The organism is Simonsiella muelleri ATCC 29453, assembly GCF_002951835.1.
GTDB lineage: Bacteria > Pseudomonadota > Gammaproteobacteria > Burkholderiales > Neisseriaceae > Simonsiella > Simonsiella muelleri.
Genome location: NZ_CP019448.1, coordinates 1,267,471 through 1,290,954 on the forward strand (window position 1 = coordinate 1,267,471; position 23,484 = coordinate 1,290,954).

At 40.5% G+C, this 23,484-nt stretch carries 28 protein-coding genes, 1 pseudogene and 1 riboswitch; of the genes and pseudogenes, 9 read left to right on the plus strand and 20 right to left on the minus strand.

Going from position 1 to position 23,484, the window contains the following annotated elements; translation table 11 throughout:
• Window positions 1–41 precede the first annotated feature (41 nt).
• From BWP33_RS06140 to BWP33_RS06180, 9 genes are all read right to left on the minus strand, one after another.
• Window positions 42–1,034 (minus strand): IS110 family RNA-guided transposase, encoded by a 993-nt coding sequence (locus BWP33_RS06140; RefSeq protein WP_002643036.1) that lies wholly within the window; start codon window positions 1,032–1,034, stop codon window positions 42–44.
• Window positions 1,035–1,179: 145 nt separating this feature from the next.
• On the minus strand, window positions 1,180–2,262 hold the full coding sequence (locus tag BWP33_RS06145; RefSeq protein WP_002643037.1) for a zonular occludens toxin domain-containing protein: 1,083 nt from the start codon (window positions 2,260–2,262) through the stop codon (window positions 1,180–1,182).
• Window positions 2,263–2,265: 3 nt separating this feature from the next.
• Window positions 2,266–2,550 (minus strand): DUF2523 domain-containing protein, encoded by a 285-nt coding sequence (locus tag BWP33_RS06150; RefSeq protein WP_002643038.1) that lies wholly within the window; start codon window positions 2,548–2,550, stop codon window positions 2,266–2,268.
• Window positions 2,551–2,552: 2 nt separating this feature from the next.
• On the minus strand, window positions 2,553–4,157 hold the full coding sequence (locus tag BWP33_RS06155; RefSeq protein ID WP_158666819.1) for an IgG-binding virulence factor TspB family protein: 1,605 nt from the start codon (window positions 4,155–4,157) through the stop codon (window positions 2,553–2,555).
• Window positions 4,099–4,401, minus strand: coding sequence for a DUF1132 family protein (locus BWP33_RS06160; RefSeq protein ID WP_002643005.1), 303 nt, complete (start codon window positions 4,399–4,401; stop codon window positions 4,099–4,101). Before BWP33_RS06160 ends, BWP33_RS06155 begins: the two co-directional genes overlap by 59 nt.
• 107 nt (window positions 4,402–4,508) lie before the next feature.
• Window positions 4,509–4,868 carry a hypothetical protein gene (locus BWP33_RS06165; protein ID WP_002642623.1) on the minus strand — a complete coding sequence of 120 codons (360 nt, stop codon included), beginning with the start codon at window positions 4,866–4,868 and terminating at the stop codon, window positions 4,509–4,511.
• Between the two features lie 17 nt (window positions 4,869–4,885).
• Complete coding sequence (locus BWP33_RS06170) at window positions 4,886–5,116, minus strand: major capsid protein (RefSeq protein ID WP_104930341.1); 231 nt, start codon at window positions 5,114–5,116, stop codon at window positions 4,886–4,888.
• Window positions 5,117–5,209: 93 nt separating this feature from the next.
• Window positions 5,210–5,518 (minus strand): hypothetical protein, encoded by a 309-nt coding sequence (locus tag BWP33_RS06175; RefSeq protein WP_002643008.1) that lies wholly within the window; start codon window positions 5,516–5,518, stop codon window positions 5,210–5,212.
• Complete coding sequence (locus tag BWP33_RS06180) at window positions 5,515–6,918, minus strand: replication initiation factor domain-containing protein (protein WP_244903115.1); 1,404 nt, start codon at window positions 6,916–6,918, stop codon at window positions 5,515–5,517. Before BWP33_RS06180 ends, BWP33_RS06175 begins: the two co-directional genes overlap by 4 nt.
• Before the next feature lie 350 nt (window positions 6,919–7,268).
• On the opposite strand from BWP33_RS06180, the gene BWP33_RS06185 reads away from it, so the two are divergent.
• The gene (locus BWP33_RS06185; protein WP_002643010.1) at window positions 7,269–8,333 is read left to right on the plus strand and encodes a calcium-binding protein; all 1,065 of its coding nucleotides are present in this window, start codon (window positions 7,269–7,271) and stop codon (window positions 8,331–8,333) included.
• Window positions 8,334–8,601: 268 nt separating this feature from the next.
• Here BWP33_RS06185 and BWP33_RS06190 read toward each other — a convergent pair.
• Window positions 8,602–9,165, minus strand: a pseudogene (locus tag BWP33_RS06190) (IS982 family transposase); the annotation flags it as partial.
• A gap of 185 nt (window positions 9,166–9,350) precedes the next feature.
• Between BWP33_RS06190 and panD the strand changes: the two are divergent.
• From panD to BWP33_RS06220, 6 genes are all read left to right on the plus strand, one after another.
• Window positions 9,351–9,734 carry an aspartate 1-decarboxylase gene (gene panD, locus BWP33_RS06195; protein WP_002643012.1) on the plus strand — a complete coding sequence of 128 codons (384 nt, stop codon included), beginning with the start codon at window positions 9,351–9,353 and terminating at the stop codon, window positions 9,732–9,734.
• Window positions 9,735–9,761: 27 nt separating this feature from the next.
• Window positions 9,762–10,553 carry a glycosyltransferase family 2 protein gene (locus BWP33_RS06200; protein WP_002643013.1) on the plus strand — a complete coding sequence of 264 codons (792 nt, stop codon included), beginning with the start codon at window positions 9,762–9,764 and terminating at the stop codon, window positions 10,551–10,553.
• 4 nt (window positions 10,554–10,557) lie between these two features.
• Window positions 10,558–12,045, plus strand: a complete 1,488-nt coding sequence (gene trpE, locus BWP33_RS06205; protein ID WP_002643014.1) for an anthranilate synthase component I — start codon at window positions 10,558–10,560, stop codon at window positions 12,043–12,045.
• 81 nt (window positions 12,046–12,126) lie between these two features.
• A complete protein-coding gene (locus tag BWP33_RS06210; protein WP_002643015.1) occupies window positions 12,127–12,717 on the plus strand; it encodes a LemA family protein in 591 nt (196 codons plus the stop codon).
• 140 nt (window positions 12,718–12,857) lie between these two features.
• Window positions 12,858–13,784, plus strand: coding sequence for a TPM domain-containing protein (locus BWP33_RS06215; RefSeq protein WP_002643016.1), 927 nt, complete (start codon window positions 12,858–12,860; stop codon window positions 13,782–13,784).
• Between the two features lie 2 nt (window positions 13,785–13,786).
• The gene (locus BWP33_RS06220; RefSeq protein WP_002643017.1) at window positions 13,787–14,299 is read left to right on the plus strand and encodes a TPM domain-containing protein; all 513 of its coding nucleotides are present in this window, start codon (window positions 13,787–13,789) and stop codon (window positions 14,297–14,299) included.
• Here BWP33_RS06220 and BWP33_RS12385 read toward each other — a convergent pair.
• Complete coding sequence (locus BWP33_RS12385) at window positions 14,289–14,450, minus strand: hypothetical protein (protein ID WP_155999665.1); 162 nt, start codon at window positions 14,448–14,450, stop codon at window positions 14,289–14,291. The two genes, BWP33_RS06220 and BWP33_RS12385, sit on opposite strands and share 11 nt — an antisense overlap.
• Window positions 14,423–14,532, plus strand: a riboswitch (SAM-I-IV-variant riboswitch). It overlaps the preceding gene by 28 nt.
• A gap of 98 nt (window positions 14,533–14,630) precedes the next feature.
• On the opposite strand from BWP33_RS12385, the gene metK reads away from it, so the two are divergent.
• On the plus strand, window positions 14,631–15,800 hold the full coding sequence (gene metK / locus BWP33_RS06230) for a methionine adenosyltransferase (RefSeq protein WP_002643018.1): 1,170 nt from the start codon (window positions 14,631–14,633) through the stop codon (window positions 15,798–15,800).
• Window positions 15,801–15,887: 87 nt separating this feature from the next.
• Here metK and hscA read toward each other — a convergent pair whose 3' ends face one another.
• The 3 genes from hscA to BWP33_RS06245 form a co-directional block, all read right to left on the minus strand.
• A complete protein-coding gene (gene hscA, locus BWP33_RS06235) occupies window positions 15,888–17,747 on the minus strand; it encodes a Fe-S protein assembly chaperone HscA (protein ID WP_002643019.1) in 1,860 nt (619 codons plus the stop codon).
• Between the two features lie 126 nt (window positions 17,748–17,873).
• Window positions 17,874–18,182: a Grx4 family monothiol glutaredoxin gene (gene grxD, locus BWP33_RS06240; RefSeq protein WP_002643020.1), complete on the minus strand. Its 309-nt coding sequence runs from the start codon at window positions 18,180–18,182 to the stop codon at window positions 17,874–17,876.
• A gap of 54 nt (window positions 18,183–18,236) precedes the next feature.
• Window positions 18,237–19,232, minus strand: a complete 996-nt coding sequence (locus BWP33_RS06245) for a tRNA dihydrouridine synthase (RefSeq protein ID WP_051010382.1) — start codon at window positions 19,230–19,232, stop codon at window positions 18,237–18,239.
• 119 nt (window positions 19,233–19,351) lie between these two features.
• On the opposite strand from BWP33_RS06245, the gene BWP33_RS06250 reads away from it, so the two are divergent.
• Window positions 19,352–20,518 carry a tyrosine-type recombinase/integrase gene (locus BWP33_RS06250; protein WP_002643022.1) on the plus strand — a complete coding sequence of 389 codons (1,167 nt, stop codon included), beginning with the start codon at window positions 19,352–19,354 and terminating at the stop codon, window positions 20,516–20,518.
• Window positions 20,519–20,663: 145 nt separating this feature from the next.
• Here BWP33_RS06250 and BWP33_RS06255 read toward each other — a convergent pair whose 3' ends face one another.
• The 6 genes from BWP33_RS06255 to BWP33_RS06280 all read right to left on the minus strand — a co-directional run bounded on the left by BWP33_RS06255 (window position 20,664) and on the right by BWP33_RS06280 (window position 23,476).
• The gene (locus BWP33_RS06255; protein ID WP_224451204.1) at window positions 20,664–20,948 is read right to left on the minus strand and encodes a pyocin activator PrtN family protein; all 285 of its coding nucleotides are present in this window, start codon (window positions 20,946–20,948) and stop codon (window positions 20,664–20,666) included.
• Window positions 20,929–21,231, minus strand: a complete 303-nt coding sequence (locus tag BWP33_RS06260) for a hypothetical protein (protein WP_002643024.1) — start codon at window positions 21,229–21,231, stop codon at window positions 20,929–20,931. The genes BWP33_RS06255 and BWP33_RS06260 overlap by 20 nt, the downstream gene beginning before the upstream one ends.
• A gap of 29 nt (window positions 21,232–21,260) precedes the next feature.
• Window positions 21,261–22,199 carry a hypothetical protein gene (locus tag BWP33_RS06265; RefSeq protein ID WP_002643025.1) on the minus strand — a complete coding sequence of 313 codons (939 nt, stop codon included), beginning with the start codon at window positions 22,197–22,199 and terminating at the stop codon, window positions 21,261–21,263.
• 2 nt (window positions 22,200–22,201) lie between these two features.
• A complete protein-coding gene (locus tag BWP33_RS06270) occupies window positions 22,202–22,426 on the minus strand; it encodes a hypothetical protein (RefSeq protein ID WP_002643026.1) in 225 nt (74 codons plus the stop codon).
• A gap of 17 nt (window positions 22,427–22,443) precedes the next feature.
• Window positions 22,444–22,749 (minus strand): hypothetical protein, encoded by a 306-nt coding sequence (locus BWP33_RS06275; protein WP_002643027.1) that lies wholly within the window; start codon window positions 22,747–22,749, stop codon window positions 22,444–22,446.
• Window positions 22,750–23,080: 331 nt separating this feature from the next.
• Complete coding sequence (locus BWP33_RS06280; protein WP_002643028.1) at window positions 23,081–23,476, minus strand: type II toxin-antitoxin system VapC family toxin; 396 nt, start codon at window positions 23,474–23,476, stop codon at window positions 23,081–23,083.
• Between the last annotated feature and the right edge of the window lie 8 nt (window positions 23,477–23,484).

Here is a 23,484-nt window from a genome sequence, read left to right on the forward strand (position 1 = left end):
TAGCTATTTATTAAAATAATGTGGCATCGAGCCACATTATTTTAAACCCCCATCTCTTCTGCTCCTACGTCCTGATGACGTTTAACATCAAAGTATGTATTGTTCTTCAAGCAAGTATAAGCATATTTGACTAATTTAACCATCATCAATACATAAACTTGCTTAGGGTGCTTTCCGCGCGCTAAATGCGCTTCAAACCAAGAACGCCACAACTTACTTCGAGTACAAGCCGCGCGGGCGGGCATATAAAGAGCTTTACGAATAGGACGGTTACCCATCTTAGAAATTGTAGATAAACCTTTCTTATTCCCTGAATCACGAATAATAGGAGACAAGCCAAGCCAACTAACTAAATGGCGATATGTTGGAAATTTGTCCAGATCAATCATAACACTTAATAGAATTTGCGCTGTTGTTTTACCAATACCAACAATGCTTTCTAAAATCTCTTGCTGTCTTTTCAAATTCTTACTTTGATTAATTAAATCTTGTATTTCACGCCTACACAACTCAACTTGTTTAGACAAGAAATCAATCATTTGATTAATTGAGTGTAAAGCTACAGAATCGGCAACACCTAAACGATTTTTTTCCATTATCTGCATTTCTAAAAGCTGCTCAATTCTTCTATGCAAACTTTTCAATTTAACCTGTTCAGCACTTTCAGGCTGCCATTTTTCAGGATTCTCTTTCACGCAAAATTCAGCAATTAATTTTGCGTCTTGCTTGTCTGTTTTGACACGCTTCAATTTAAATTGCGCGTAAGATTTAATAATTGAAGGATTTACGACGCTCACTAACGCGCCATTTTCAAATAAGAATTTTGAAACTGGCAAATAATAAACATTCGTTGCTTCACTGCAAACATGAATTGTATTCAATCCAATTTTATACTTTGCAAATTGTGTCAATAAATTATTAAAACCATTTGAATTGTTATCAATAATAAAATTAATTGCTTCATTGTTAATCAATAAACAACAATCAATTTTATTCTTACTAATGTCTAAACCTAAATGCGCTTTAATTTCCATTTCAAACCTTACAAATAAGGGCTTTATCCCAAGATACCGTTATGATTAAAATAAAAAATGTATGTGCCAATCTATCATAATAATTTTAAATTAAGGTAGCAAATATGCAGGCATCACACATTTAAAATAATACTAAATAAATCTATCAATTTACAACTTCTTCTCTTTGGGCAATTTCTTCAGGCTGTCTAATATTTTGTGATTGCTGCTCCCTATATGGATTAAAAGGCAAACCTTTTTTCACATACTTTAAACATAATTCATTGCTAATTTCAACCAATTCAGTAGCTTGATCTGAATAACAAGTGCAATTAGTACCCATATTCACACAACCAGCAACTCGCTCAAATGTTTTTACTTGTCTAACATTGTTATACAACGGCTTGGTTTCGGGCTTTTCCGAAAGCGTTGGAATCAACATTTCAGGCGTTATATTCTGATTATTAGCATAATTACTATTAATAGTAGATTGTTGATTCATTTGATTAATATTATCATTTTGTGAAATAGGCTCACTAGCAGCCTGAACGATAGATTGTTCAGTTTGATTATTTACATTTTTATCATAAACCTTAAATACATTATAACCTTTCCATATAACAAAACCTAATATAACAAACAATGCCCAAAATGCTAACGGTATTTGCTTTTTAAATTTTTGATGCTTACTTGAAGATTTATAATATTTAAATGCTTCTTTTGGGGGCGACCAATTCGCTGATTCTGTACCGCTTAAGCCGGCAGGATTATCTAAACTTGTAACGCACTTAAACCACCAATATTGTTTCATACCAATGGCTTTACGTTCAAGATGAATATGTTTTGAAACTAAATTACGTACAAATACATCTAGTTGGCTTGGGTGCTGCGTCATTAAAATTAACGTAAAGCCATCATGCCTAAGCTCAGAAAGTTTCTGTATATACTCAGGAACTTTTTGAGCAGCAGAACGAACAGGATATGTCCAATGCGCCTCATCAACAATTAAAACAGCCCCAGTGGGTAAAATTTCATCAAGTGGAGCGGATTGAATTTGTTCTTTTGTTAATTCATGCGCATTAAATTTAGCTGAATCCAATCCGTCAATATGAGAAAAATAAAGCGGTCTATCAATTACAGTACCGTCATCTGCACAAGTTTTAAATAAACCATCTTCATTTGTTAATATCATATTAACAGCCCTAGACGTTTTACCAGTCCCCATATTTCCAGTTATTAAATAAATCATAAATTATCTCGGTAAAATAAATGTTAATCTATTCAATAATTTCATAGACACCCAAAAAGCAAAAGCACCAAAAAGATAGTTCAAACCTTGACCAAAACCACCAATCAATAATAAATTATAAATATCAGCAGGCATTGAATTAAGTGCATCTTTCGTATAGTTTTTAAATTTGCTTAATGCGATGGCATAGCCAACATATGAAACAAATGTCATGCCTGTAGCAATAATTATCCTAACTATCAAAAGTTTCAATAAAATCGCTAACAATGGAATCAAAGCTAATGGCATCATCAATCCTTACGCAAGCTGCCAAACGTTAAATAAGCAGATGCTAAAATAAATGCAAATAAAATGATAAATCTAACCATACCCATAAATTTACACAATGGCTCATAACTCAAAGAAAATTGTTTTCCTGAAACATAAAAAACCTTAGGTGCAGGACAAACACCATCACTAGGTAAAAAATTATCTTCTGACCAAGTTGTCTCATCTGTTATCGATGGAATTTTAATTTCATCAAATACCCCTTCTTCAACTTTCCCCATTTTTTCACACGCTAAAATATTAGGATACTTATCACACAAGCCCTGTTCGTCTTGAGGTTTTTTATTGTCCGAATTATTTGGATTGGTTGGGCTATTCGGGTTGGTTGGGCTATTCGGATTGGTTGGGCTATTCGGATTGGTTGGGCTATTCGGATTGGCTGGGCTATTTGGATTGGTTGGGCTATTTGGATTGGTTGGGCTATTTGGATTGGTTGGGCTATTTGGATTGGTTGGGCTATTTGGTTTAGGAGCTTCAGGACTATTAGGCGTTAAATCTGGTCGGGGAATTGTAGTTTCTGTTACTTTCGTTTTACCCAAACCTCCATTTGCGTCTCCTGAAGTTTGAAAATTGAAACGTGTCTGAACCGCTTTACCTGTTTCATCAGTATAAGGCGGAGTTTGTGCAACTTGATCACCCGAAACAACAACATTTGGAGGCGTTATATCAGGAATATTATCATTATCATCAACCGATGCCCCCACCCAAGCTGTTGGGTTTTTATCAGCCTCACGTATCAATTTTTCCTCATATTTAGATAAATCAATAGGCAGCTCATAATAACCTGAACCAAATTCAACATCTCCATTTTCAAATCTACTAATTAAATCAAGAGTTTTATGTTTCATAAAAACATAACAACGCCCACCGTCCCAAGGAAAGTTCTCACGAGTTAAATCATACTCAAAATGAGAAAACTGATAATCTTCTACAAAACGATTACTTTTCGAAGAAGAATAGCAAAGCATTTTGCCATTATATCTCTCATTCTCAAGAGTCAATGTATCAGGCATTAACATAACTTTGCCTCTCTCAAGACAATCTTCACCACGCGCACCAATAGCCAAACAAGCCCAATTTCCTTTACCAGCTTGAACGTATTCATCACGTTTAGGGGAATAAAAAGGCACTTTATCAGGCGGTAAAGGCTTTGAATCATCGTCTTTACTTAAAGCATCTGCAATTAGGGTTGCCGCAAACAAATAAACATTTGCACGAGAAGCTACAAAAGTACCTGCATTTTTTGCATATCTGCCATATTTAATAGCATTTTGCATAACACCGTTGACTACACTTCTTTTAGCAACTGTTTGTGTTACATTTGCTGATACTGTACTAGCCGATGGTACACCTGCAGAACCTACTACTTTCGCATTAACCATTTGGGTAGAACGATACACATTACCTTGAGACTCAAAAGTATGCATATATTTTTTTTCATTTGGATCATACCAAGTCACATGACCATTAGAAGATCTACTTAATTCTATCCATTGTTGAGTATCTGCTTTAACGATGCTTATATTCAGCAAGCTGAATACCATAAGAACCGCCAAAAATTTTAACATACGACCATTTACCATTATGTTTTTCAATTAAAATAAATGAATTATCAGAAAATTTAACATTGCATAAATTTTCATCAATAAAGGCATGATAAAAGTTGCGAATTGAATTTATAATTTCAAATTCTTCCCCACTTTTACTAAACTCATTAAATTTATTAAAAAAAATTTCTGCCAAAGTTAAACCGTAAAACTTACCACCTAATTGATATTTCAATTCAAATAATTTTTCTTCATTAATAAACATTTCAAACCTTTCAGGCTGCCAAAAAATCTGAAATCTACATTAATCCTTAAACAACATCAACCCAATTAATAGCGGTAAACCAAATCCCAAATAAAACCAAAAATCTATCATCTCAACAACCTTTTAATAATAATGACAAAATAACACGCCGCCATCACACCAAAAATAGCCCAACCCAACTCATAACCATCTTTAAAATTTTTACTAGCATCACAGCTAGGGTAATTAATATTAATTACCTTACCTTGCAAAAACCATTGCCCTTTAATATATTCGGGTCTGATTAACTCAACTCCACCATTTTGTAAAGGTTGCTTTGGCGGCAACCTTTTCAAAAATTTAACAGGCGGATAAGTTGCAACAGTATTTGTTTTTTGAGAAATGATAACAGGGGCAACCAAGCTAAAATACACATTATCGGCATCTTGTTTGGTTGCATAACATGTATTTCCAACTTGGTAACCCATTTCACAACACCTAACTATTAACGCAACAAGCGTTTCACGATAGACATCACAAACAACGCAGCAATCACGCTAACAACCAACCAACCAGCTTCTAAACCGTCAGCTTTCGCAGCAGAAATGGCATTTTTAACATCATCAGGCAAAGCTGCATTTGCAGAAATCGCCAAAGACATTAAACCAGTACCAGTAGCAACTTTTACGGCGTTGATACGTGGGGCGTATTTTTTTAATTTATTCATCATTTTCATGATTAAATCTCCAAAAATTATTAAAAAATAGGCTGCTTCGTGGGGTTTTTGACGTGGCAGCCCAACACGTCAAAATAAAAAATCTTTCAGGTTTTAAGACTGCGCTGTTTTCGGCTTTTCATTCTGTAATACTTGCAGCTTCGTTACTAAGTTAACAGTATTATTGCCCTTTTTCACTGGCGAAAATTCAACTTCAACTAAACAAGGCAATTTGCCACGCAAATTAATTAATTCACTATGCTGATCAGATTTGCCAAATTCCAACTCAACTACATCAACACCAAACTCTTTTTCCTGATGTTCATAAACTGGAACCTCGATATAAAGGCGTGTATAGTCGTATTCTTGACCGTTTTCCGTTTTTCCTTTGTTCCATTTGATTTTACGAAGTAATGTTTTCATGATGTTTCCTTATGTTTAGGGTTTAAATTTTGTTGCTTATATTGTCCGTAACGAAGATGCAAATATTCATCATAAGTCATCGACTCTTGTAGCTCTCTTGTAAAACCTTTTCCAAATACTGCCCTTAAAAATAAATCCGATTTCAAATTGTTACGAAATTGCTTCAATTCTTCGGTATTCACTTTAGGCTTTTGTTCTTGTTGAATTTCTGATTCAACTAGCTTTTTTTCAAAAATATAATTTCTTAAATCAATATCGGATGGTTTTCTCTTGTTTTCTTTTATAAATTCAACAAATGGATAACCAGCATCAAATGCGTTAGGGTGCAATCGTTTATTCATTTTTGCCCCTACGTTTTCAAGAAGTTGAACAATCTCTTGTTCTTCAAAACCCATAAACTTTAATGTTTTAATCGTTGGGCTAACTTGAATTGACGCGTGATGAAGCATATGCTCAACACTGATTTCTTTCATTTTTTGGATTCGATCAGGCTTTTTTAAATCTTCAGAATACTGGCTAAACAACTCTTCACAAATTGGGTACGCCCCTGTTAAGTATTCACCAGGATTTAACAAAATGTCATGCTCAAGCACAATATCGCGGTTTCGCATTTGCAGTTCAAAACGAACCCAAGAGCTACTCCTGTCTCCCTGCTCAATGCCCTTTTCATAAACGCGAACCACGCGAGAACCATTTTTACGACTTCCAATATACAAAGTCCGCCCACCGTCAGGCGCATTCAGCCAGCCCACTCCAGCCATTTCAGCGTTAGGCTGTGTATTTCCTGATTTAAATTTACCAGCAGCCCAATCAGAATAGGCTTGTAATGGCGTATATTCGCCTTTTAAAAAATCATGTGCTAAATCAATTCGCGTTATTTTGCATGATGGCGCATAATCCTTTATCCAGTCATAAAGACGATTTTCCCATCCGTCCAAAGCTGCCGTTAAACCAACACCCGAAACATAAATACAAACAGTCCCACCTTGTTTATCTCCATTACCCCAACCAAAAAATCCGTATTTAATGCGTTCATCAGACTTCAAACCCATATTGGCTGTTTTAGGGTAACCATTACGACCGTTTCCACGACTTGAAAAATAAAAACCAAAAATTTCAAAAAGCATGGTTTCAGCATTGGCTAAAACAAGCTCATCTTCAGCATCTTCACTTTCACATTGAACACTTTGTTCTAAAGTTAAAAGAGAATATTTTGAAAAAGTAATAGTGATGGTATCTATATGTGCAGACATACCCACACCTTTACGTAAAGGAACGGCTTTAATTTCGCCATTAACCATTACATAATGATTTTGTATTTCTGAAATATGACTTACCCCCCCTTGTTTCACAGGCTTAAAATTTTGTCCCCCCGTGTTACTAGTGGGGGGTGGCTGCACCGCTCCGCAGCCTGCTGCGCACGCGCTGTCTGTCTGCGCATCGGCGCAGCCACTTTCCACAAAACCTAAAGAAGCAATCAAACGCTCATATCCACGAATCGCACTAGATTTGCGTGTATAATCCTTTACAAATTCGCCATTAACATATAATGCAAATTTGCCTTGTTCAGTTTTCACAATTTCATAATTCATGTTTTGTAAACTAGACATAATTAAAGCCCCACACTTTAAAAAATAAAGTAGGGGCTTCAATCAGCCTTAAATCAAATAATTGCTTAAAAGCAAAAGATACTTGTTAGATTTACAGCCCCCACAGCAGAGGCTCTAATATATAAGGCAATAATACGCAGTTGTCTGATGCTTTTAACCATATTGCCCAGCAAACAGGTGGCACCGTACACCAAACACAGGGAGCAAGTGATATTGCCAATGTTTTGTATGACGCATTACAAAGTGGTACGGCTGGCGATGATGTTCAAATTGGTAATGAAGCCAATAACACACTTAATGGTCGCGCTGGTAATGATAAATTGTTTGGTTACGGTGGCAATGATACTTTAAATGGCGGTGTGGGCAATGATGTGTTAGACGGTGGAGAAGGTGCAGATAAATTCGTATTCAGTCGCTACTTTGGGCAAGATGTGGTGTATTCTGATGAATTGGATACTTTTGTATTTCATGATATTTCATTGAAAAATTTGAAATTTATTCAGGCTGCCAATCATGATTTGCTCATTCAACAACAAGGTACACAAAATCAGGTTACGGTAACGGGCTTTTTTGATGGAGGCTCATCATTTGCTGTACTACAAGATGATTTTGGCAATACTTTATCAGCCAAACAAGTGATGGAAATGGCTCAACATATTGCACCTATTGATAAAAATCGAACCATTACTGGTAATGTTTTTGCCAATCAACTGTTTGGCGGTTCAGGAGATGATGTTATTAAAGGTTTGTTGGGTAAGGATATTTTGAATGGTGGATTGGGTAATGACCGTTTGGAAGGTAGTTTAGGCGCAGATACTTATGTGTTTAAAGCAGGAGATGGTCATGACCGCTTGTATGATAGTGGTGGCAACGATACTTTGCGCTTTAAAGATGTGAGTTTAGACCGTTTGTGGTTCAGCCGTGATGGGAAAAATTTGCACATTGATGTATTAGATAATGGAGGTTCTGTTACCATTGAAAATTATTTTACAAGTGCAAAATCAACTCACTTTACCATCAATGCGATTGAACATTTCCAAACCGATGGGCATCATTTGTTTTCCAGTTATGTAAACAGGTTATTGAATATCATGGAGAAATTTAAACCGACTGAACACGTTGATTGGAATGTGGATATGCAAAAACAGCATTATTTGCAAAATAATCATATTGAACAATATTGGCAATCTATTGAACAGTATTAAAGTAAGAACTTGTGTTCGTAAGATTGATGACTTGATTTTTTAGGAGACCGTCATAAATAAAGTGAATAATTAATTTGTTGCTGATTATGTGTATCTTGCAGAAACCAACTATACAGATTTTTTGCAAAAATCAAGCGTCGGGTAAGTGCTTGTACCCATGCGGTTTTCCATATTTCAGGCAGCCTGAAATGATTTCGGATAAAATGGCAGTGTTTTTTTGAGGGAATTTGAAGGAAATGGCTACAAGTAACTTACCCTAACGCCATTCTCAACACCCAATTAACCCAGCAAATTGAGTAATTGGGTGTTGAATTTGTTGATTCAGTAAACAGCAAAAATTATGCGATAAAATTTTCCGAATAAAACGGTTAGATTGGTGAAACAGATTTTTTGTACGAACTATTTCCATGTTAAATCTCTCTGTTAATTGACCAATAACTGTTTCAATCATACGGCGGCTATTTTTTAGCCATTTGAGAAATTGAGGACTTCTGTCATCTTTCATATTGCTACGATAAGGTGTTTGTAAATTAATATGGCTTTGTTTCATTTCATCTTTTAATTCAGAACTTAAATACCCTTTGTCCGCACCAACAAATCCTGTTTTGCCTTCTAAAAGTTCAGGTAATACCTGCCGTTCATCAACATTGGCAGCTGTAAAAGTAAAGGCTTTAATCATACCTGAGCGAGTAATCAAAAGATGACCTTTAAAACCATAATAGGTCTCTTTTTTGGAAGCGCAATAACCGAACGTCGCATATGCACGAAAATTTTGATGGCGTTTAGCTCGGGCAAATTTACAGACTGCAATAGGAAAGGCATCAGATTGATGGTGTAAAAAGACATCATGCTTGGCTGTGAATACAGATTCTTACATTTTAAATATCATACTTTTTGAAGCAACACCTGATTTTGAATTTACAAAATGGTTTGATTCAGGCAGCCTTTTGTGTGATGGCTTAGACAAATGCGGGCTTGAATCGTACAATACGCGGTTTTTAATGATAAAGAGAAGCCATGTTTCGTACCTTATTAGGTGGCAAAATCCATCGTGCCACTGTTACCCAAGCCGATTTAAATTATGTTGGCAGCATTACCGTAGATTTGGATTTGCTTGATGCAGCTGGCATTTGCGTGAATGAAAAAGTCCAAATTGTCAATAATAACAATGGTGAACGTTTAGAAACCTACACCATTGCGGGCGAGCGCGGTAGTGGCGTTGTGTGCTTAAATGGCGCGGCGGCACGATTAGTACAGAAGGGCGACATTGTGATTATTATGTCGTATGTTTTGCTGTCTGAACCCGAAATCGCCAACCATGAACCGAAAGTTGTTTTGGTTGATGAACACAACCGTATCCGCAACATTATTCACTATGAGCCTGCGAATACGGTTTTGTAAATTTCAGGCAGCCTGAAAGGCTAAAACATGAATTTAGACAAGCTATTAACCATTGCCCTGATTACCAAAAACGAAGCCAAACATTTGCCCGATTGTCTGGCTAGCGTGCAAGATTTAGGTTGTCCGATTGTGATTATTGATTCAGGCAGCAGCGATGCCACGCCTGAAATTGCTGAACAATTTAGCGCAGCATTTCATGTGTTTACCGATTGGCAAGGTTTTGGCACGCAACGCAACCGCGCACATGCGTTTATTCAAACGCCGTGGGTGCTGTGGCTTGATGCAGATGAGCGGCTTGGCGAAACCACGCGCCAAGATTTAATCCAGCGCATTAGTCAAACCATACCAGATGGTAAAGTATTATTTTCTATCAATCGATTAAGTATTGCTTACGGACGGGAAATTCGGCACAGTGGTTGGTATCCCGACCGCATTGTACGTTGCTATCCAATTGCGCAAACGCAATATAGCGATGATTTGGTGCATGAATCGGTGCTGGTGCCCAGTGGTGTCAAAGTGGTTGAATTAAAAGGTGATGTCTTGCATAACACCTATGCAGATTTGAATCAACACCTTGAGAAAATGAAACAATACGCCTTCGCATGGGCAGCGCAACGTCAAGGCAAAAAATCCGCTACGCCATTTTCTGCTACGATTCGTGCTGTTTTTGCATTTTTGCGTTTTTATTTTTTGAAACGCGGCTTTCTAGATGGGCAACAGGGATTGATGATTGCCACCATGAACGCAGTGTATACATTTTTGAAATACGCCCAATTGTGGCAATTGAATCGCAGCAAATCAGGCAGCCTGAAAGGATAACATTATGATTACCAAGAAAGAATACCTAGATAAAGCCCAACAAGGCTACAACCGCATTCCGCTTGTGCAAGAATTATTGGCGGATTTGGATACACCGTTATCGCTGTATTTAAAATTGGCGAATCAGCCATTTAGTTATTTGTTGGAGTCGGTGGTTGGAGGTGAGCGATTTGGGCGATATTCATTTATTGGTTTGCCGTGCGATACTTATCTTAAAGTTTCAGGCAAAACAACCGAAATTTATCAAAATCATCAGCTTACTGAAACACATCACGAAAACCCTTTGCGTGTGATTGAACAATTTCACGCACGATTTAAAACGCCAGAAATCCCCAAGTTACCGCGATTTACGGGCGGATTGGTGGGCTATTTTGGTTATGAGAGCATTTATTATTTTGAACACATCACCCATCGCTTGAAACATACGCCGAAAAATGACCCACTGGGTACGCCCGATATTTTTTTGATGCTGTCGCAAGAATTAGCTGTGATTGATAATTTAAGTGGCAAAATTTATTTGATTGTGTATGCCGACCCGTCTAATTCACAAGGTTATGAAATAGCACGAGAAAAACTAGAAAACTTACGAGAGAAATTGCGTCAAAGTGTGGTGATTCCGTTGAGTTTGGGCAGCGAAATCACGCAGCCTGAACATTTAACGGGCGAAGCGCGTTATAAATCCTATGTGCAAAAAGTGCGCGAGTATATTTTGGACGGCGATTGTATGCAGGTTGTGCCAAGCCAGCGCATGAGTTTACCTTTTAAAGACAATCCGTTACATTTGTATCGGGCGTTGCGAACTCTGAATCCGTCGCCGTATTTGTTTTACTATGATTTTGGTGATTTTCATATTGTCGGTTCTTCGCCAGAGATTTTGGTGCGCCGCGAGAGAGAAACCGTGGTGGTGCGTCCGATTGCTGGCACACGATTGCGCGGTGCCACGCCAGAGCAAGACGAAGCCAATGCGCGTGAATTGCTTGCTGATGAAAAGGAAATTGCTGAACACACCATGTTGATTGATTTAGGGCGCAACGATGTTGGGCGCATCAGTCAAACGGGCAAGGTGGCGGTAACAGATAAAATGGTTATTGAGAAATATTCACACGTGATGCATATTGTCTCTAACGTAGAAGGCAGCCTGAAACCGAATACCAGCAATATGGACATTTTGGCTGCTACTTTTCCTGCAGGCACACTTTCGGGAGCGCCGAAAGTTCGCGCTTTGGAAATTATTGAAGAATTAGAACCCGAAAAACGCAATATTTACGGTGGTGCGGTTGGTGTGTGGGGTTTTAATAATGATATGGATTTAGCGATTGCGATTCGCACTGCATTGATTAAAAATGGTATTTTGTATGTGCAAAGCGGTGGTGGCATTGTTGCTGATAGCCAAGAAGAAGCCGAGTGGCAAGAAACGCAAAACAAAGCTCGTGCCGTGATTCGTGCCGCACAGATGGTGCAAGAAGGGTTGGATAATGAATCCGTATGCTGAAAATATTTTGTGAATACAGGTTTTTAGACATATTCATCGTATATCATATTATTTTTAATTATTTATCAATGAGATTAAATTATGTTAAAAAAATGGTTTTCTATTTTTACCGTTAGCGTATTGATGTTTTCGTTGAGCGGTTGTGGTTACAACACCATGCAAACTCAAGACGAAGCCGCTAACGCCGCTTGGGCTGAAGTTGTCAACCAATATCAACGCCGAGCCGATTTAGTTCCTAATTTGGTCGCCACCGTCAAAGGTTACGCCCAACACGAAGAAAAGGTTTTGACCGAAGTAACCGCCGCACGCAGTAAAGTTGGTAGCATTCAAATGACCGCCACTGATGCGACAAACCCCGAAAAATTAAAACAATATGCTCAAGCACAAGGTGAACTGTCTAGTGCATTATCGCGGTTGTTGGTGGTGAGTGAAAATTATCCGCAGTTGAAAGCAGACCAAAGTTTCCGTGATTTACAAGCACAATTGGAAGGTACGGAAAACCGCGTAACTTTGGCGCGTAATCATTACATCAAAACCGTGCAAATTTATAACACCAATTTGCGCCAATTCCCACAAAATTTAACCGCCAAAATGTTTGGTATGCAGCCACGCCCGCAATTCACAGTAGAAAATGAAAAAGCCATTTCTACATCACCTAAAGTTTCGTTTTAAGAACCAAAACCTCGCGTCTAACACGGCTGTTTAAAATAAAAAGCAGGAGAACAAGGCGACCTTGTATTGGCAAATGTTGTTAATAAAATCAAGTCATCAATTTTACGAACACAGGTTCTAAATGATTTTACGGGGAGATTATGCTAAAAATTTATCAAAAAATCATGGTGTTGGTGTCAATGTTGTTGACCAGTTTTTGTATTATGGCGGCGGCTGTCCCTGAACTTCGTTCGCCTGTGATGGACACCGCGCAGATGATGTCGCCACAAGCACGACAAGAATTAGACCAACATTTGCGTCAATACAGTGCGACAACAGGCAGTCAAATCGTGGTTTTAACCGTGCCTCGTATTGCACCAGAAACCCCATTTGATTACGCCACTCGTGTGATGCAAAGCTGGCAATTGGGACGCAGTGAATACAACGATGGCGTGTTATTGCTGCTGGTACGCGATGAACGAAAAACGCATTTGGCGGTTGGACGCGGTTTAGAAGGCGCGATTCCTGATGTGTACGCCAAACGCTTGTTGCAAGATGTATTGCGCCCCTATTTGCAGAAAGGCAAAATGGACGAAGGTATACGCGAAACCGTTGCCCAAACTGAAAAACTTATCGCAGGCGAAAGGCTGCCTGAAAATACTCAACGTCAAAATTCAAATCGTGATGATTTTGATTTAGATGAGATTTTGGGAATGTCGGTGATGTGGCTGGTATTTAGCACATTATTGGGTGGTATGTTTCGCGGTGCGTTTGGTGCAAGATGGAGCGTATGGGCGACTGGTCTTGTGATGTTTTTGATTTCTTGGTTAATTTCGGGGTCATTATTTATTGGTTTACTGTTGGGTATGCTGGCGATGGTGGTCGCATGGTTGACGGGGTTGGGGGCATTTGTGTCGGGTGGAAATCATGATGGTGGTGTTTGGCGAGATAACAGCAGTGGCGGATTTAATGGTGGATTGGGTCGTGGACTTGGTCATGGTGGAGACAGATTTAGTGATAATGATAGCGGCGGATTTAGCGGTGGTGGCGGTGGATTTGGTGGTGGCGGTGCATCGGGAGATTGGTAAACATGAAGCAAAATACGTTCAAACGATTAATACAACATTGGCTCAATCCATATTTTCGTGTAGCAAAATATTTTCCAAACAGTGCATTGCAACGCTTAAGCGAACGCATTGCCCAATCTGAATATCAACATTTGGGGCAAATTCGGTTCGTGGTGGAATCGCGTTACAGCACGGCGAAAGTGTTGCGTGGTTTGGGGACACGTGAACGGGCGTGGCGATGGTTTGGTGATTTGCGTGTGTGGGACACGGAACGCAATAGCGGCGTATTGATATATATTTGTTTTGCTGATAGGGCGGTGGAGATTGTTGCAGACCGTGGCATTAGTCGGTGCGTGTCGGACGAGACGTGGCAGTGTATTTGTCAACAGATGAGTCAAGCATTTCGCGAAGGGCATTATATTGATGGATTGACGCAAGGTTTGCAGTCGGTGGATGAAATTTTGCGTGCGAATCTGCCGCGTAAAAATGGTGAAAATGTGGTTGATGAATTGCCCAATGATGTGATTATTCAATAGGAATTATTTTGGTGCGCCATTCATATTGATGCATCAGAAATAAAATAAAGGCTGCCTGAAAATAACAAAATTTTTTCAGGCAGCCCAATTCGTTGCAGTGTTGCACAAATTTTGCTACTATTCGCGCTGCATTAAGAGTTGGGAATTCCATGCCAACCTGCTGATTCAGTAAGGTGGACGGTTGATAAAACCGATGTGGTTCGGCTTGATACCGAGCAATCCAAACCCCGCTTGATGCGGGCATTTTTTTTGTCTAATTACGAAGCGAATGCCAATAGGTTGTTTTCAGGCAGCCTGAAAAATGATTAACTTTAATTTTGAGATTAAATTTATGAGCGAATATTTATTTACTTCCGAATCCGTTTCCGAAGGACACCCGGACAAAGTTGCTGACCAAATTTCTGATGCCATTTTGGACGCAATTTTTGCCCAAGACCCCCAAGCACGCGTGGCAGCTGAAACGCTAGTTGCCACCGATTTGTGTGTTTTGGCAGGCGAAATCACCACCAAAGCAAAAGTGGATTATGAACAAATCGCTCGCGAAACCGTCCGTAAAATCGGTTATAACGACCCAAAATTGGGCTTTTCTGCCGACACGTTTAAATTAGTGTTAAATTACGGCGAACAATCGCTCGATATCGCACAAGGCGTGAATGAAGGCGAAGGCGTAGATTTGAATCAAGGTGCGGGCGACCAAGGTTTGATGTTTGGTTATGCGTGTGATGAAACGCCAGTGTTGATGCCGTTTGCCATTTACTATAGCCACCGCTTGATGCAACGCCAAAGTGAAGTGCGTAAAAGTGGTTTATTGCCGTGGTTGCGACCCGATGCGAAAGCGCAATTGACTGTGGCATATGACAGCGAAACGGGGCGCGTGTGTCGTATTGATACGGTTGTGTTGTCTACTCAACACGATGAATCCATCTCGCGTAATGATTTGATTGCTGCCGTCACAGAACACATCATTGTGCCTGTGTTGCCCAAAGAATTGATTACACCAGAAACGAATTATCATATTAATCCAACAGGCAGTTTTGTCACTGGTGGACCGCAAGGCGATTGTGGTTTGACAGGTCGCAAAATCATCGTAGACACCTACGGCGGAGCAGCACCACACGGCGGTGGCGCGTTCTCTGGTAAAGACCCGAGTAAAGTGGATCGTTCGGCGGCGTATGCTGGGCGTTATGTGGCGAAAAATATTGTGGCGGCAGGTTTAGCGACACAATGTCAAATTCAAATTTCGTATGCGATTGGGATTGCCGAGCCGACTTCCATTTCTATTGACACGTTTGGTACGGGTAAATTGAACGAAGCGCAATTAATTAAATTGGTACGTGAACATTTTGATTTGCGTCCGAAAGGGATTATTCAGATGCTGGATTTGTTGCGACCAATTTATTCAAAATCAGCTGCTTATGGACATTTTGGGCGTGAAGAACCTGAATTTACTTGGGAAAAAACCGATAAAGCAGCTGCATTGAAAGCGGCAGCTGGTTTGTAATTCAGATTTTGATTTCAGGCTGCCTGTTGATTACAGAATGATAGACAGGCAGCCTGAAAACTTAAATTTAAATGTGTATGCGTCATTTCACGATAAATCAGCGACATTCACGCCACCCAATACGCGTTGGATATTTCTGTCCATGCGACGCGCGGCGAAATCATCGGTTTCGTGGGACAATTCGTGTACGGCTGTGCGAATATTTTCCGCACTTTCGGTTTCTAAATTGCTTGCCAGTTTTGTCATTAATTGATTGATTTTATTTAATTCTTCTTCGCTTAATAAATCCGCATCTAAGTCTAAGGCTGCCTGAATCGCGCCAATTAAGCTTTCTGCTTCAACTTTGGCTTCGGCACGCGCACGAGCGGCGGCATCGTCTTTGGCGTTGTTCATGCTGTCTCGTAACATTTGCGTAATGGTTTCATCGTCCAAACCGTAGGACGGTTTGACTTCAATTTGCGCTTGTACGCCTGTGGTTTGTTCGCGAGCGGATACGGACAATAAACCATCTGCATCTACTTGAAAAGTAACTCGAATCCGTGCTGCACCTGCCACCATTGGCGGAATACCGCGCAAAGTGAATTTCGCCAAACTGCGACAATCCGCTACCAATTCGCGCTCGCCTTGCACAACGTGAATTGTCATTGCGGTTTGTCCGTCTTTGAACGTTGTGAAATCTTGCGCTCTGGCGGTTGGCAAAGTGGAATTACGTGGAATAATTTTTTCCACCAAACCACCATAAGTCTCTAATCCCAAAGACAAAGGCGTTACGTCCAAGAGCAACCATTCGTCATCATTTTTGTTGCCAGCCAATACATTCGCTTGCATCGCCGCGCCCAAAGCAACGACTTGGTCTGGGTTTAAATTGTTCAGTGGTGTTTGCCCGAAAAACGCGCCTACGGCTTGTTGGACGTGGAGCATTCGTGTTGCGCCGCCCACCATAATCACGCCTTTGATGTCGGACTTGCTTACGCCAGCGTCTTTTAGGGCTTGTTTGACGGGTTCAATGGTTTTGGCGATTAAATGCTGCGTTAAAGCATGGAATTCTGCTCGTGTAATCAATGTATTGATTTCTGTGCCATTATTTAAGGTAGCCTGAATACGTGTTTCAGGCTGCTTGCTTAATGTCTCTTTTGCTTGACGCACCAAGCTGAATAATAATTGAATATCGTGTTCATTAGTCAATGAAAGTTGATTATTTTCAATGATATGACAAAATAAACGGTGGTCAAAATCATCGCCCCCTAAAGCTGAATTGCCTCCCGTTGCTTTGACTTGAAATAAACCTTTAGATAATTCCAATACCGATACATCAAACGTGCCACCCCCCAAATCATACACGACAAACGTGCCTTCCGCGCCGTTGTCCAAGCCGTAGGCAATTGCAGCGGCGGTTGGTTCATTGAGCAAACGCAACACGTTTAGTCCTGCCAATCGTGCTGCATCTTTGGTGGCTTGGCGTTGCGCGTCATCAAAATAGGCTGGGACGGTAATCACCGCGCCCACGAGTTCGCCGCCTAATGATTGTTCGGCACGTTCGCGCAACGTACGCAAAATGTCAGCGGATACGTCAATCGGTGTTTTTGCGCCATTTTTGGTTTGCAATTCAATGATTTTTTCGGATTTGCCAAAACGATAAGGCAAATGCGTGGTGTCGATTTCAGGCAGCGTGCGTCCGATTAAACGCTTGGCGGAAGAAATGGTATTTTGTGGGTCAAGTTTTTGTTGTGCCAATGCTTTTTTTCCTACGATGAGTTTGTCATCGCCCAAATAACGCACCACAGATGGCAGCGAAACGTTACCAAGTTCATCGGGCAAACACGTTGCCGTCCCACTTTTTACGGTAGCAACCAAGCTGTTGGTTGTACCTAAATCAATACCGACCGTCAAGCGGTGTTGGTGAGGAGTGGCAGACATATTTGGTTCAGCGATTTGCAAAAGTGCCATGAAATGTATTCCTTGAGTATTATTTTTGACGGGTGTATTTTAGCATTGTTGAGTGAATTTGTCGGATAAAAAAACCAGTTTCTCATTTTCAAGAAACTGGTTTTTTTTATTTTTTAAATGAATGAATTAGGCTTTTAATAATTCAGTTAATTCGCCCGCTTCTAACATTTCCATCATGATGTCTGCGCCGCCAACAAATTCGCCATTCACATACAATTGTGGAATGGTTGGCCAATTGGCATATTCTTTAATGCCTTGACGAATCTCATCATCTTCCAAAACATTGAATGTTGAAAAATCATGACAACCAGCTGCCTGCAAAATTTGTACTGCACGTGCTGAAAATCCACATTGTGGGAATTGTTTTGTGCCTTTCATGAATAAAAACACGCGATTTGAATGCACTAATTCTTTGATTTTATCTTGGGTACTCATGAAATTTTCCTTGAGATGGGTTGAAAAAGGGCGATTATAGCGTGAAACCTGTTTTCAGGCAGCCTGAAAATCCTGCAAAACTGTATGGACTTGTTCAATTTCTTTTAAAACTCGAATAGCATCAAATAGTTGATGTGCTTCTGGATAAGTTTTTTTCATCATGTTCAGCCATTGTTTGAGTCGTGCTATGGGGTATTTGTTGTTGGCTTCTTTGGTTAAACATAAATCAAAAAACAGGCGAATCCAATTCATTATTTCTTCATTAAATTCAGCTTGTTGTACGATTTCTCTGCGTTCAAATTGACGAATTTGTCGTGCCAAATCAGGGCGCATCACCGCACCGCGTCCCAACATAATTTGGTTACAACCTGTTTCGTTTTTGATGGCAATAAAATCATCAAGTGAAAATACATCGCCATTAGCAATTACTGGAATATCAATGGATTGTTGAATTTTCTTGACCCAATTCCAATGTGCAGGCGGTTCGTAGCCTTCCACTTTGGTACGCGCATGAACCGTCAAAGCCGATACACCTGCCGATGCGATGGCTTGTGCATTTTCTAAAGCTAAGTCTTTATTTTCATAACCCAAACGCATTTTTGCGGTCAGCGGTATATTTTCAGGCAGCCTTTCACGCAATGTTCTCACAATTTGGTAAATTAAATCAGGTTCTTGTAATAAAATTGCTCCACCTTTGTGTTTATTGACGGTAGGAGCAGGGCAGCCAAAATTGATGTCAATTTTATTTGCGCCTAACTTGATGGCTTCTAATGCATTGATTGCCATCATGTTTTCATCGCTGCCTAAGATTTGTACGGTGCAAGGTGTGCCTGCAACTGTTTGATTATTTGTTGCTATTTCAGGAATATGGCGTAACCACGTTTGGCGTGAATGCACGGTATGCGTGATGCGGACAAATTCGCTCACACATTCATCAAATCCCCCAATGTGTGTCAGCAAATGACGCATCACGTCATCACATAGTCCCTGCATTGGTGCAAGTATTAACCTGCTATGCCCCGAGTTATCTATATTTGTGTTGTTTTTCATATGCTTATTTTGTAAATTTTCACGCGTTTTCGGGCGTTTTGGCGCGTTTTAACGTTCATTTTTGCGTTTTTGTTGTACCATATTTACACCATTTTTAAACATGAAAGGCATGGTGCAAATTGGGTAGCATTTTGAAACGGAAAAATCCATCAGGCGAAGTCGTTTACCGTGCCCAAATTCGGATAAATAAAATAGGATACCCGAAATTTAGTGAAAGTAAAACGTTTTCGCGGCGCGTGTTGGCCGTGGCATGGTTGAAACGACGTGAAGCGGAATTGGAGGAAAATCCGCATTTGTTGTTTGGCGAGCCGAAAACGGTCGCCGCCCCAACGCTCAAAGACGCGTCAGCACGTTATTTGGCGGAAACGGTGGGGAGTTACGGTAAAACAAAGGCTTCAGTGATTAAATTGTTGGGTACATGGACGTTAGGAAGTAAGCGAATAGACAGGCTGAAACGGGCGGATTTTGCGGAGTATGCGATGGCGCGGGCGCGTGGCATTCCTGAATTTGGGCTTGCGCCTGTGAGACCATCCACGATTAACGGCGATTTGCAATATTTGCGCTCGCTGCTGAAACACGCGCATTTTGTGTGGAGCATGGGGCAGGTAACGTGGTCGGAATTGGATTTGGCGATGGAAGGTTTACGCCGTAGTCGTGTGATTGCCAAAGCGGATAATCGGACACGTTTGCCAACTGCAGACGAGTTGCAGAAATTAACTAATTTCTTTTATAAACAATGGATTGATTATTCAGGCGTGAATAAATTTCCGATGCATTTGGTTATGTGGTTTGCGATTTATTCGTGTCGGCGTCAGAATGAAATTCCGCGTTTACTGTGGTCGGATTTTGACGAGAAATACGGTGAATGGCTGGTGCGTGATGTGAAACACCCTCGCGGCAGTAAAGGTAACCATAAGATTTTTATCATTAAACCGCATTTGTTAGGTGTAATTCAGGCTTTCAGACAGCCTGAAATTGTGGCGCAAATCAAGCGGCGCGGCGGTGATTTGGATTATTTACTGGGCAATTTTCCGTCTCGCAGCATTTCGGCAGCGTGGCGCAATGCGTGCAAGGTGTTGGGGATTACGGATTTGCGGTTTCACGATTTGCGCCATGAAGGGGCGACACGGTTAGCGGAAGATGGCTTGAGTGTGCCAAAAATGCAGCGTGTTACCTTGCATGATGATTGGCATGTTTTGCAGCGATATGTGAATTTAGCGGCGCGACCGCGTGAAAATCGGCTGGATTTTGCTGAAGCAATGCAAATCGCTAAGCAGTCAGCATAAATTCAGGCAGCCTGAAAATCAAAGCTCTTGCGATTTTTAATTCGGGAAGTTAAACACTTTTTTCATGTCTGGCTCATTTCTTTGTTATGACGGACCCTTGAGTGAAAACCAATCCCCATTCTTTTGAGTTTTTGGCGGATTTGGTTTATTCATTTACATTTTTCCAATCACGCGCTGCCTGTTCGGCGACACTGTCTAGCCATAAAGCCAAATCGCTGACGCGCACGAGATAAGCAGATTTTTTGCTGTTCGGGTCGGAGCGGAATACAGGAAACGGCAGCGATTGTTCGGTGGCACGGCGGTGGGCGTAGTCGTAGGTTAGGTGTGGCATATATTGTTTGATGACATCGGCGAGCGGAATATGTTGCGATTGATAGCGCATGGCTAGCATAAACGCGGTACTGGGTAAATCAGTCGGCTGTTTCATCATTTTTACTCATCAATTCTTTGGTTTGTAATTTCATCATTTTGGCTAAATTTTGCACGTTACCTGATTTTATCAGGTGATTAAAGGTGCGGCGTTGCCTGCGTTTGGTGTATAAATAAACTTCCCAGTCAATTGCTACGGTTGCTGTGCCTAATTCTGTGAATAACCCAAATTCAGGCGGTTCGATCCAACATAATTTGAAAACGGTTTTGTATCGGTGTTTTTTGATTGGCTCAACGCGGATAGTGAGTAAGCCGTATTCGGTTTGAAATGTTTTTTTATTCATGACGTTATCCTTTTTCAGGCTGCCTGAAATTATTTTAATTTCAGCATGATTTGCACGTAACCATTTGATATTTCACGATTATAAATTTCCCAATCAAAATAAAATACGCCAAATTTAGACTCAAATGGAACGCAATACAGCGCACGGGCGCGGTCAGCTAATTTTTTTAATATTGGTAAATCAGCTAGTTGCGTGTAACCTTTGGCTCGGAGTTCGGGAATGCTACGTGCTGGTTCAATGTGCGCGTATTCATCGGAAACCATGCTCAAGCGGTACAAAACTTGTCCGACAAACAGCGTTTGTTCGCGTAATTTGCTGGCTTTTAAGCCGTGTTTGACGGCGGTGCTTTCTATGCTCGCACCGCGAATCACGCGAAACGCCGCTGCTACATCATCAGCCCGAAAACACATTAAGCGGTTGAAATAATAGCAAATTTGAAAACCGATGTTATAGCGCGAAACTTCATCAACCGCACCAATGGGGACGAATTTCAGCCAGTTATCCAGCAAATCAATCAGCAATTCTAAATCACGCAAAGTGTGGTGATTAGTTTTGTAATCTGCTATTTTTTTCTGATTATTAAAAAGGTTAAGACAATCTACCGCATCATGAATAATGCGCCATGTGGTGGGCAATTTGTCTTCGTCCACGTACAGGCTCAGCAAAATTTTGAATGACTGCACCAGCATTTCCGCTCGTGCTAATGCCACATCTAAATTGCGTCCATGCCACAAATCCGTCAACATTTCGCGGTTGTGCCGAAAAATATCGTTACGGTCGGCGGTGGCGAGCGGCTCGCCTGTGGTGATGGCTTTGCGGTTGTCGCGAAACTGCAGAAATTCAACGGCTTTTTGATTTAATGCGGCGGTGGCTTGCTGCTTCATCTGTTGGCGCGGCATAAACGAGTGTGGCGCACGTTTAGGCGCAAACGCACGCATTAGGTTTTGAGCTAAAGTAGTCGCTTGCATTTTCAGGCTTCCTGTTGGTTGTGGTTAGGATACGACATTTCTTCTTCTGTATCATCAACTTGTGGTGCAATCACGCGGCGTTGAGTGCGGCTAGTCAAATATTTGTAAACGTGGTAGCCGCCGATAAAAGGGATAATCAGCAAAATCATCAACAGCAATGCTTTTGCAAAAAATTCAACGGATTGCCAAATGGTTAAGTTGAAATACCAGATTAAAAAGTCGGTCATGATTATTCTCCTAATTTTTAAATATCGCTTAAATTTAAATGGTTGATGTATTCTGTCGCCATTTGCAAATATTGGCTGTCCAATGCCAATAGAAAATCAATCCATGCATCGGTGTTGTGCTGATAATTTTCCGCGATGTCGTGTGCTTTATTGGTTAGCCACGCCATCATGTGGCTATCCACGCGGTCGGCGTAGATGTCGGCAACGGCTTCACATACGTTACAGTTATACATAAATTTCAACAACTTAATGATGTCTACTTTATCAATGACTGGGTTTATTTCGCGAGTAATTTTGGCGAGTAATTCGGGTGAGAGTGCCATGATGTTTCCTTTCAGGCTGCCTTTTGTGGTTAGTGAATTGAAATAGCTGCAAAAACTGCCAATAATGTGATGTGTTCATAGGTATTCATGGTTTGCTCCATTAATGAAATTGAAAAGATACCAACCGCCACGCCTCTAGTCAGATTGGGGCAGCCTGAATGCAAGCAGGTGGGCTGTTGATGAAGCGAAGTATAGAAAACTAAACTAACAATGTCAATAAAATATTTAGTATACTAAACATTTTTTAAGTATTAAATTGATTTTAAAAGATAAAAAATCCCCTAGCGCGTATTGCGTTAGGGGATTTTATTTTTTCAGACTGCCTGAAAAACTATTTTGTCCAATCTTGCACTTGTAAACCATCAATTTTGAAAAAGGCTTGGTCGTTGGTTACCAAAATTGCGCCCAAATGGTGGGCGTGGGCTGCTATCATCAAATCTAGTGGGGCGAGATTTCTGCCTGTTTTTTCCAAATTAGCGCGAAATTGTGCGTAAGTATCGGCTGCTGCTTTATCAAATGGCGCAATTTCCATATTTTCTAAAAATAATTCAGCTACTTGACGCATGGTAGTGGCTTCGGGTTTGCGTGCCAAGCCGTATTGAATTTCGGCAAAAGAAACACTGGAAACGCATAAATTTTCATGCCCTATGCCCACGGCTCGCGATGTGGCTGCAATGTTTTTGCGCATAATTTGGCTAATGGTGTTGGTGTCCAATAAATATTTCATGCGTTTTA

Excerpts from the sequence above, each read along its gene's own strand:
- BWP33_RS06140 (WP_002643036.1), bottom strand. The coding sequence starts at position 1,034 with ATGGAAATTAAAGCGCATTTAGGTTTAGACATTAGTAAGAATAAAATT.
- BWP33_RS06145 (WP_002643037.1), bottom strand. The coding sequence starts at position 2,262 with ATGATTTATTTAATAACTGGAAATATGGGGACTGGTAAAACGTCTAGG.
- BWP33_RS06150 (WP_002643038.1), bottom strand. The coding sequence starts at position 2,550 with ATGCCATTAGCTTTGATTCCATTGTTAGCGATTTTATTGAAACTTTTG.
- BWP33_RS06155 (WP_158666819.1), bottom strand. The coding sequence starts at position 4,157 with ATGTTAAAATTTTTGGCGGTTCTTATGGTATTCAGCTTGCTGAATATA.
- BWP33_RS06160 (WP_002643005.1), bottom strand. The coding sequence starts at position 4,401 with ATGTTTATTAATGAAGAAAAATTATTTGAATTGAAATATCAATTAGGT.
- BWP33_RS06165 (WP_002642623.1), bottom strand. The coding sequence starts at position 4,868 with ATGGGTTACCAAGTTGGAAATACATGTTATGCAACCAAACAAGATGCC.
- BWP33_RS06170 (WP_104930341.1), bottom strand. The coding sequence starts at position 5,116 with ATGAAAATGATGAATAAATTAAAAAAATACGCCCCACGTATCAACGCC.
- BWP33_RS06175 (WP_002643008.1), bottom strand. The coding sequence starts at position 5,518 with ATGAAAACATTACTTCGTAAAATCAAATGGAACAAAGGAAAAACGGAA.
- panD (WP_002643012.1), top strand. The coding sequence starts at position 9,351 with ATGTTTCGTACCTTATTAGGTGGCAAAATCCATCGTGCCACTGTTACC.
- BWP33_RS06200 (WP_002643013.1), top strand. The coding sequence starts at position 9,762 with ATGAATTTAGACAAGCTATTAACCATTGCCCTGATTACCAAAAACGAA.
- trpE (WP_002643014.1), top strand. The coding sequence starts at position 10,558 with ATGATTACCAAGAAAGAATACCTAGATAAAGCCCAACAAGGCTACAAC.
- BWP33_RS06210 (WP_002643015.1), top strand. The coding sequence starts at position 12,127 with ATGTTAAAAAAATGGTTTTCTATTTTTACCGTTAGCGTATTGATGTTT.
- BWP33_RS06215 (WP_002643016.1), top strand. The coding sequence starts at position 12,858 with ATGCTAAAAATTTATCAAAAAATCATGGTGTTGGTGTCAATGTTGTTG.
- BWP33_RS06220 (WP_002643017.1), top strand. The coding sequence starts at position 13,787 with ATGAAGCAAAATACGTTCAAACGATTAATACAACATTGGCTCAATCCA.
- BWP33_RS12385 (WP_155999665.1), bottom strand. The coding sequence starts at position 14,450 with ATGGAATTCCCAACTCTTAATGCAGCGCGAATAGTAGCAAAATTTGTG.
- metK (WP_002643018.1), top strand. The coding sequence starts at position 14,631 with ATGAGCGAATATTTATTTACTTCCGAATCCGTTTCCGAAGGACACCCG.
- hscA (WP_002643019.1), bottom strand. The coding sequence starts at position 17,747 with ATGGCACTTTTGCAAATCGCTGAACCAAATATGTCTGCCACTCCTCAC.
- grxD (WP_002643020.1), bottom strand. The coding sequence starts at position 18,182 with ATGAGTACCCAAGATAAAATCAAAGAATTAGTGCATTCAAATCGCGTG.
- BWP33_RS06245 (WP_051010382.1), bottom strand. The coding sequence starts at position 19,232 with ATGAAAAACAACACAAATATAGATAACTCGGGGCATAGCAGGTTAATA.
- BWP33_RS06255 (WP_224451204.1), bottom strand. The coding sequence starts at position 20,948 with ATGATGAAACAGCCGACTGATTTACCCAGTACCGCGTTTATGCTAGCC.
- BWP33_RS06260 (WP_002643024.1), bottom strand. The coding sequence starts at position 21,231 with ATGAATAAAAAAACATTTCAAACCGAATACGGCTTACTCACTATCCGC.
- BWP33_RS06265 (WP_002643025.1), bottom strand. The coding sequence starts at position 22,199 with ATGCAAGCGACTACTTTAGCTCAAAACCTAATGCGTGCGTTTGCGCCT.
- BWP33_RS06270 (WP_002643026.1), bottom strand. The coding sequence starts at position 22,426 with ATGACCGACTTTTTAATCTGGTATTTCAACTTAACCATTTGGCAATCC.
- BWP33_RS06275 (WP_002643027.1), bottom strand. The coding sequence starts at position 22,749 with ATGGCACTCTCACCCGAATTACTCGCCAAAATTACTCGCGAAATAAAC.
- BWP33_RS06280 (WP_002643028.1), bottom strand. The coding sequence starts at position 23,476 with ATGAAATATTTATTGGACACCAACACCATTAGCCAAATTATGCGCAAA.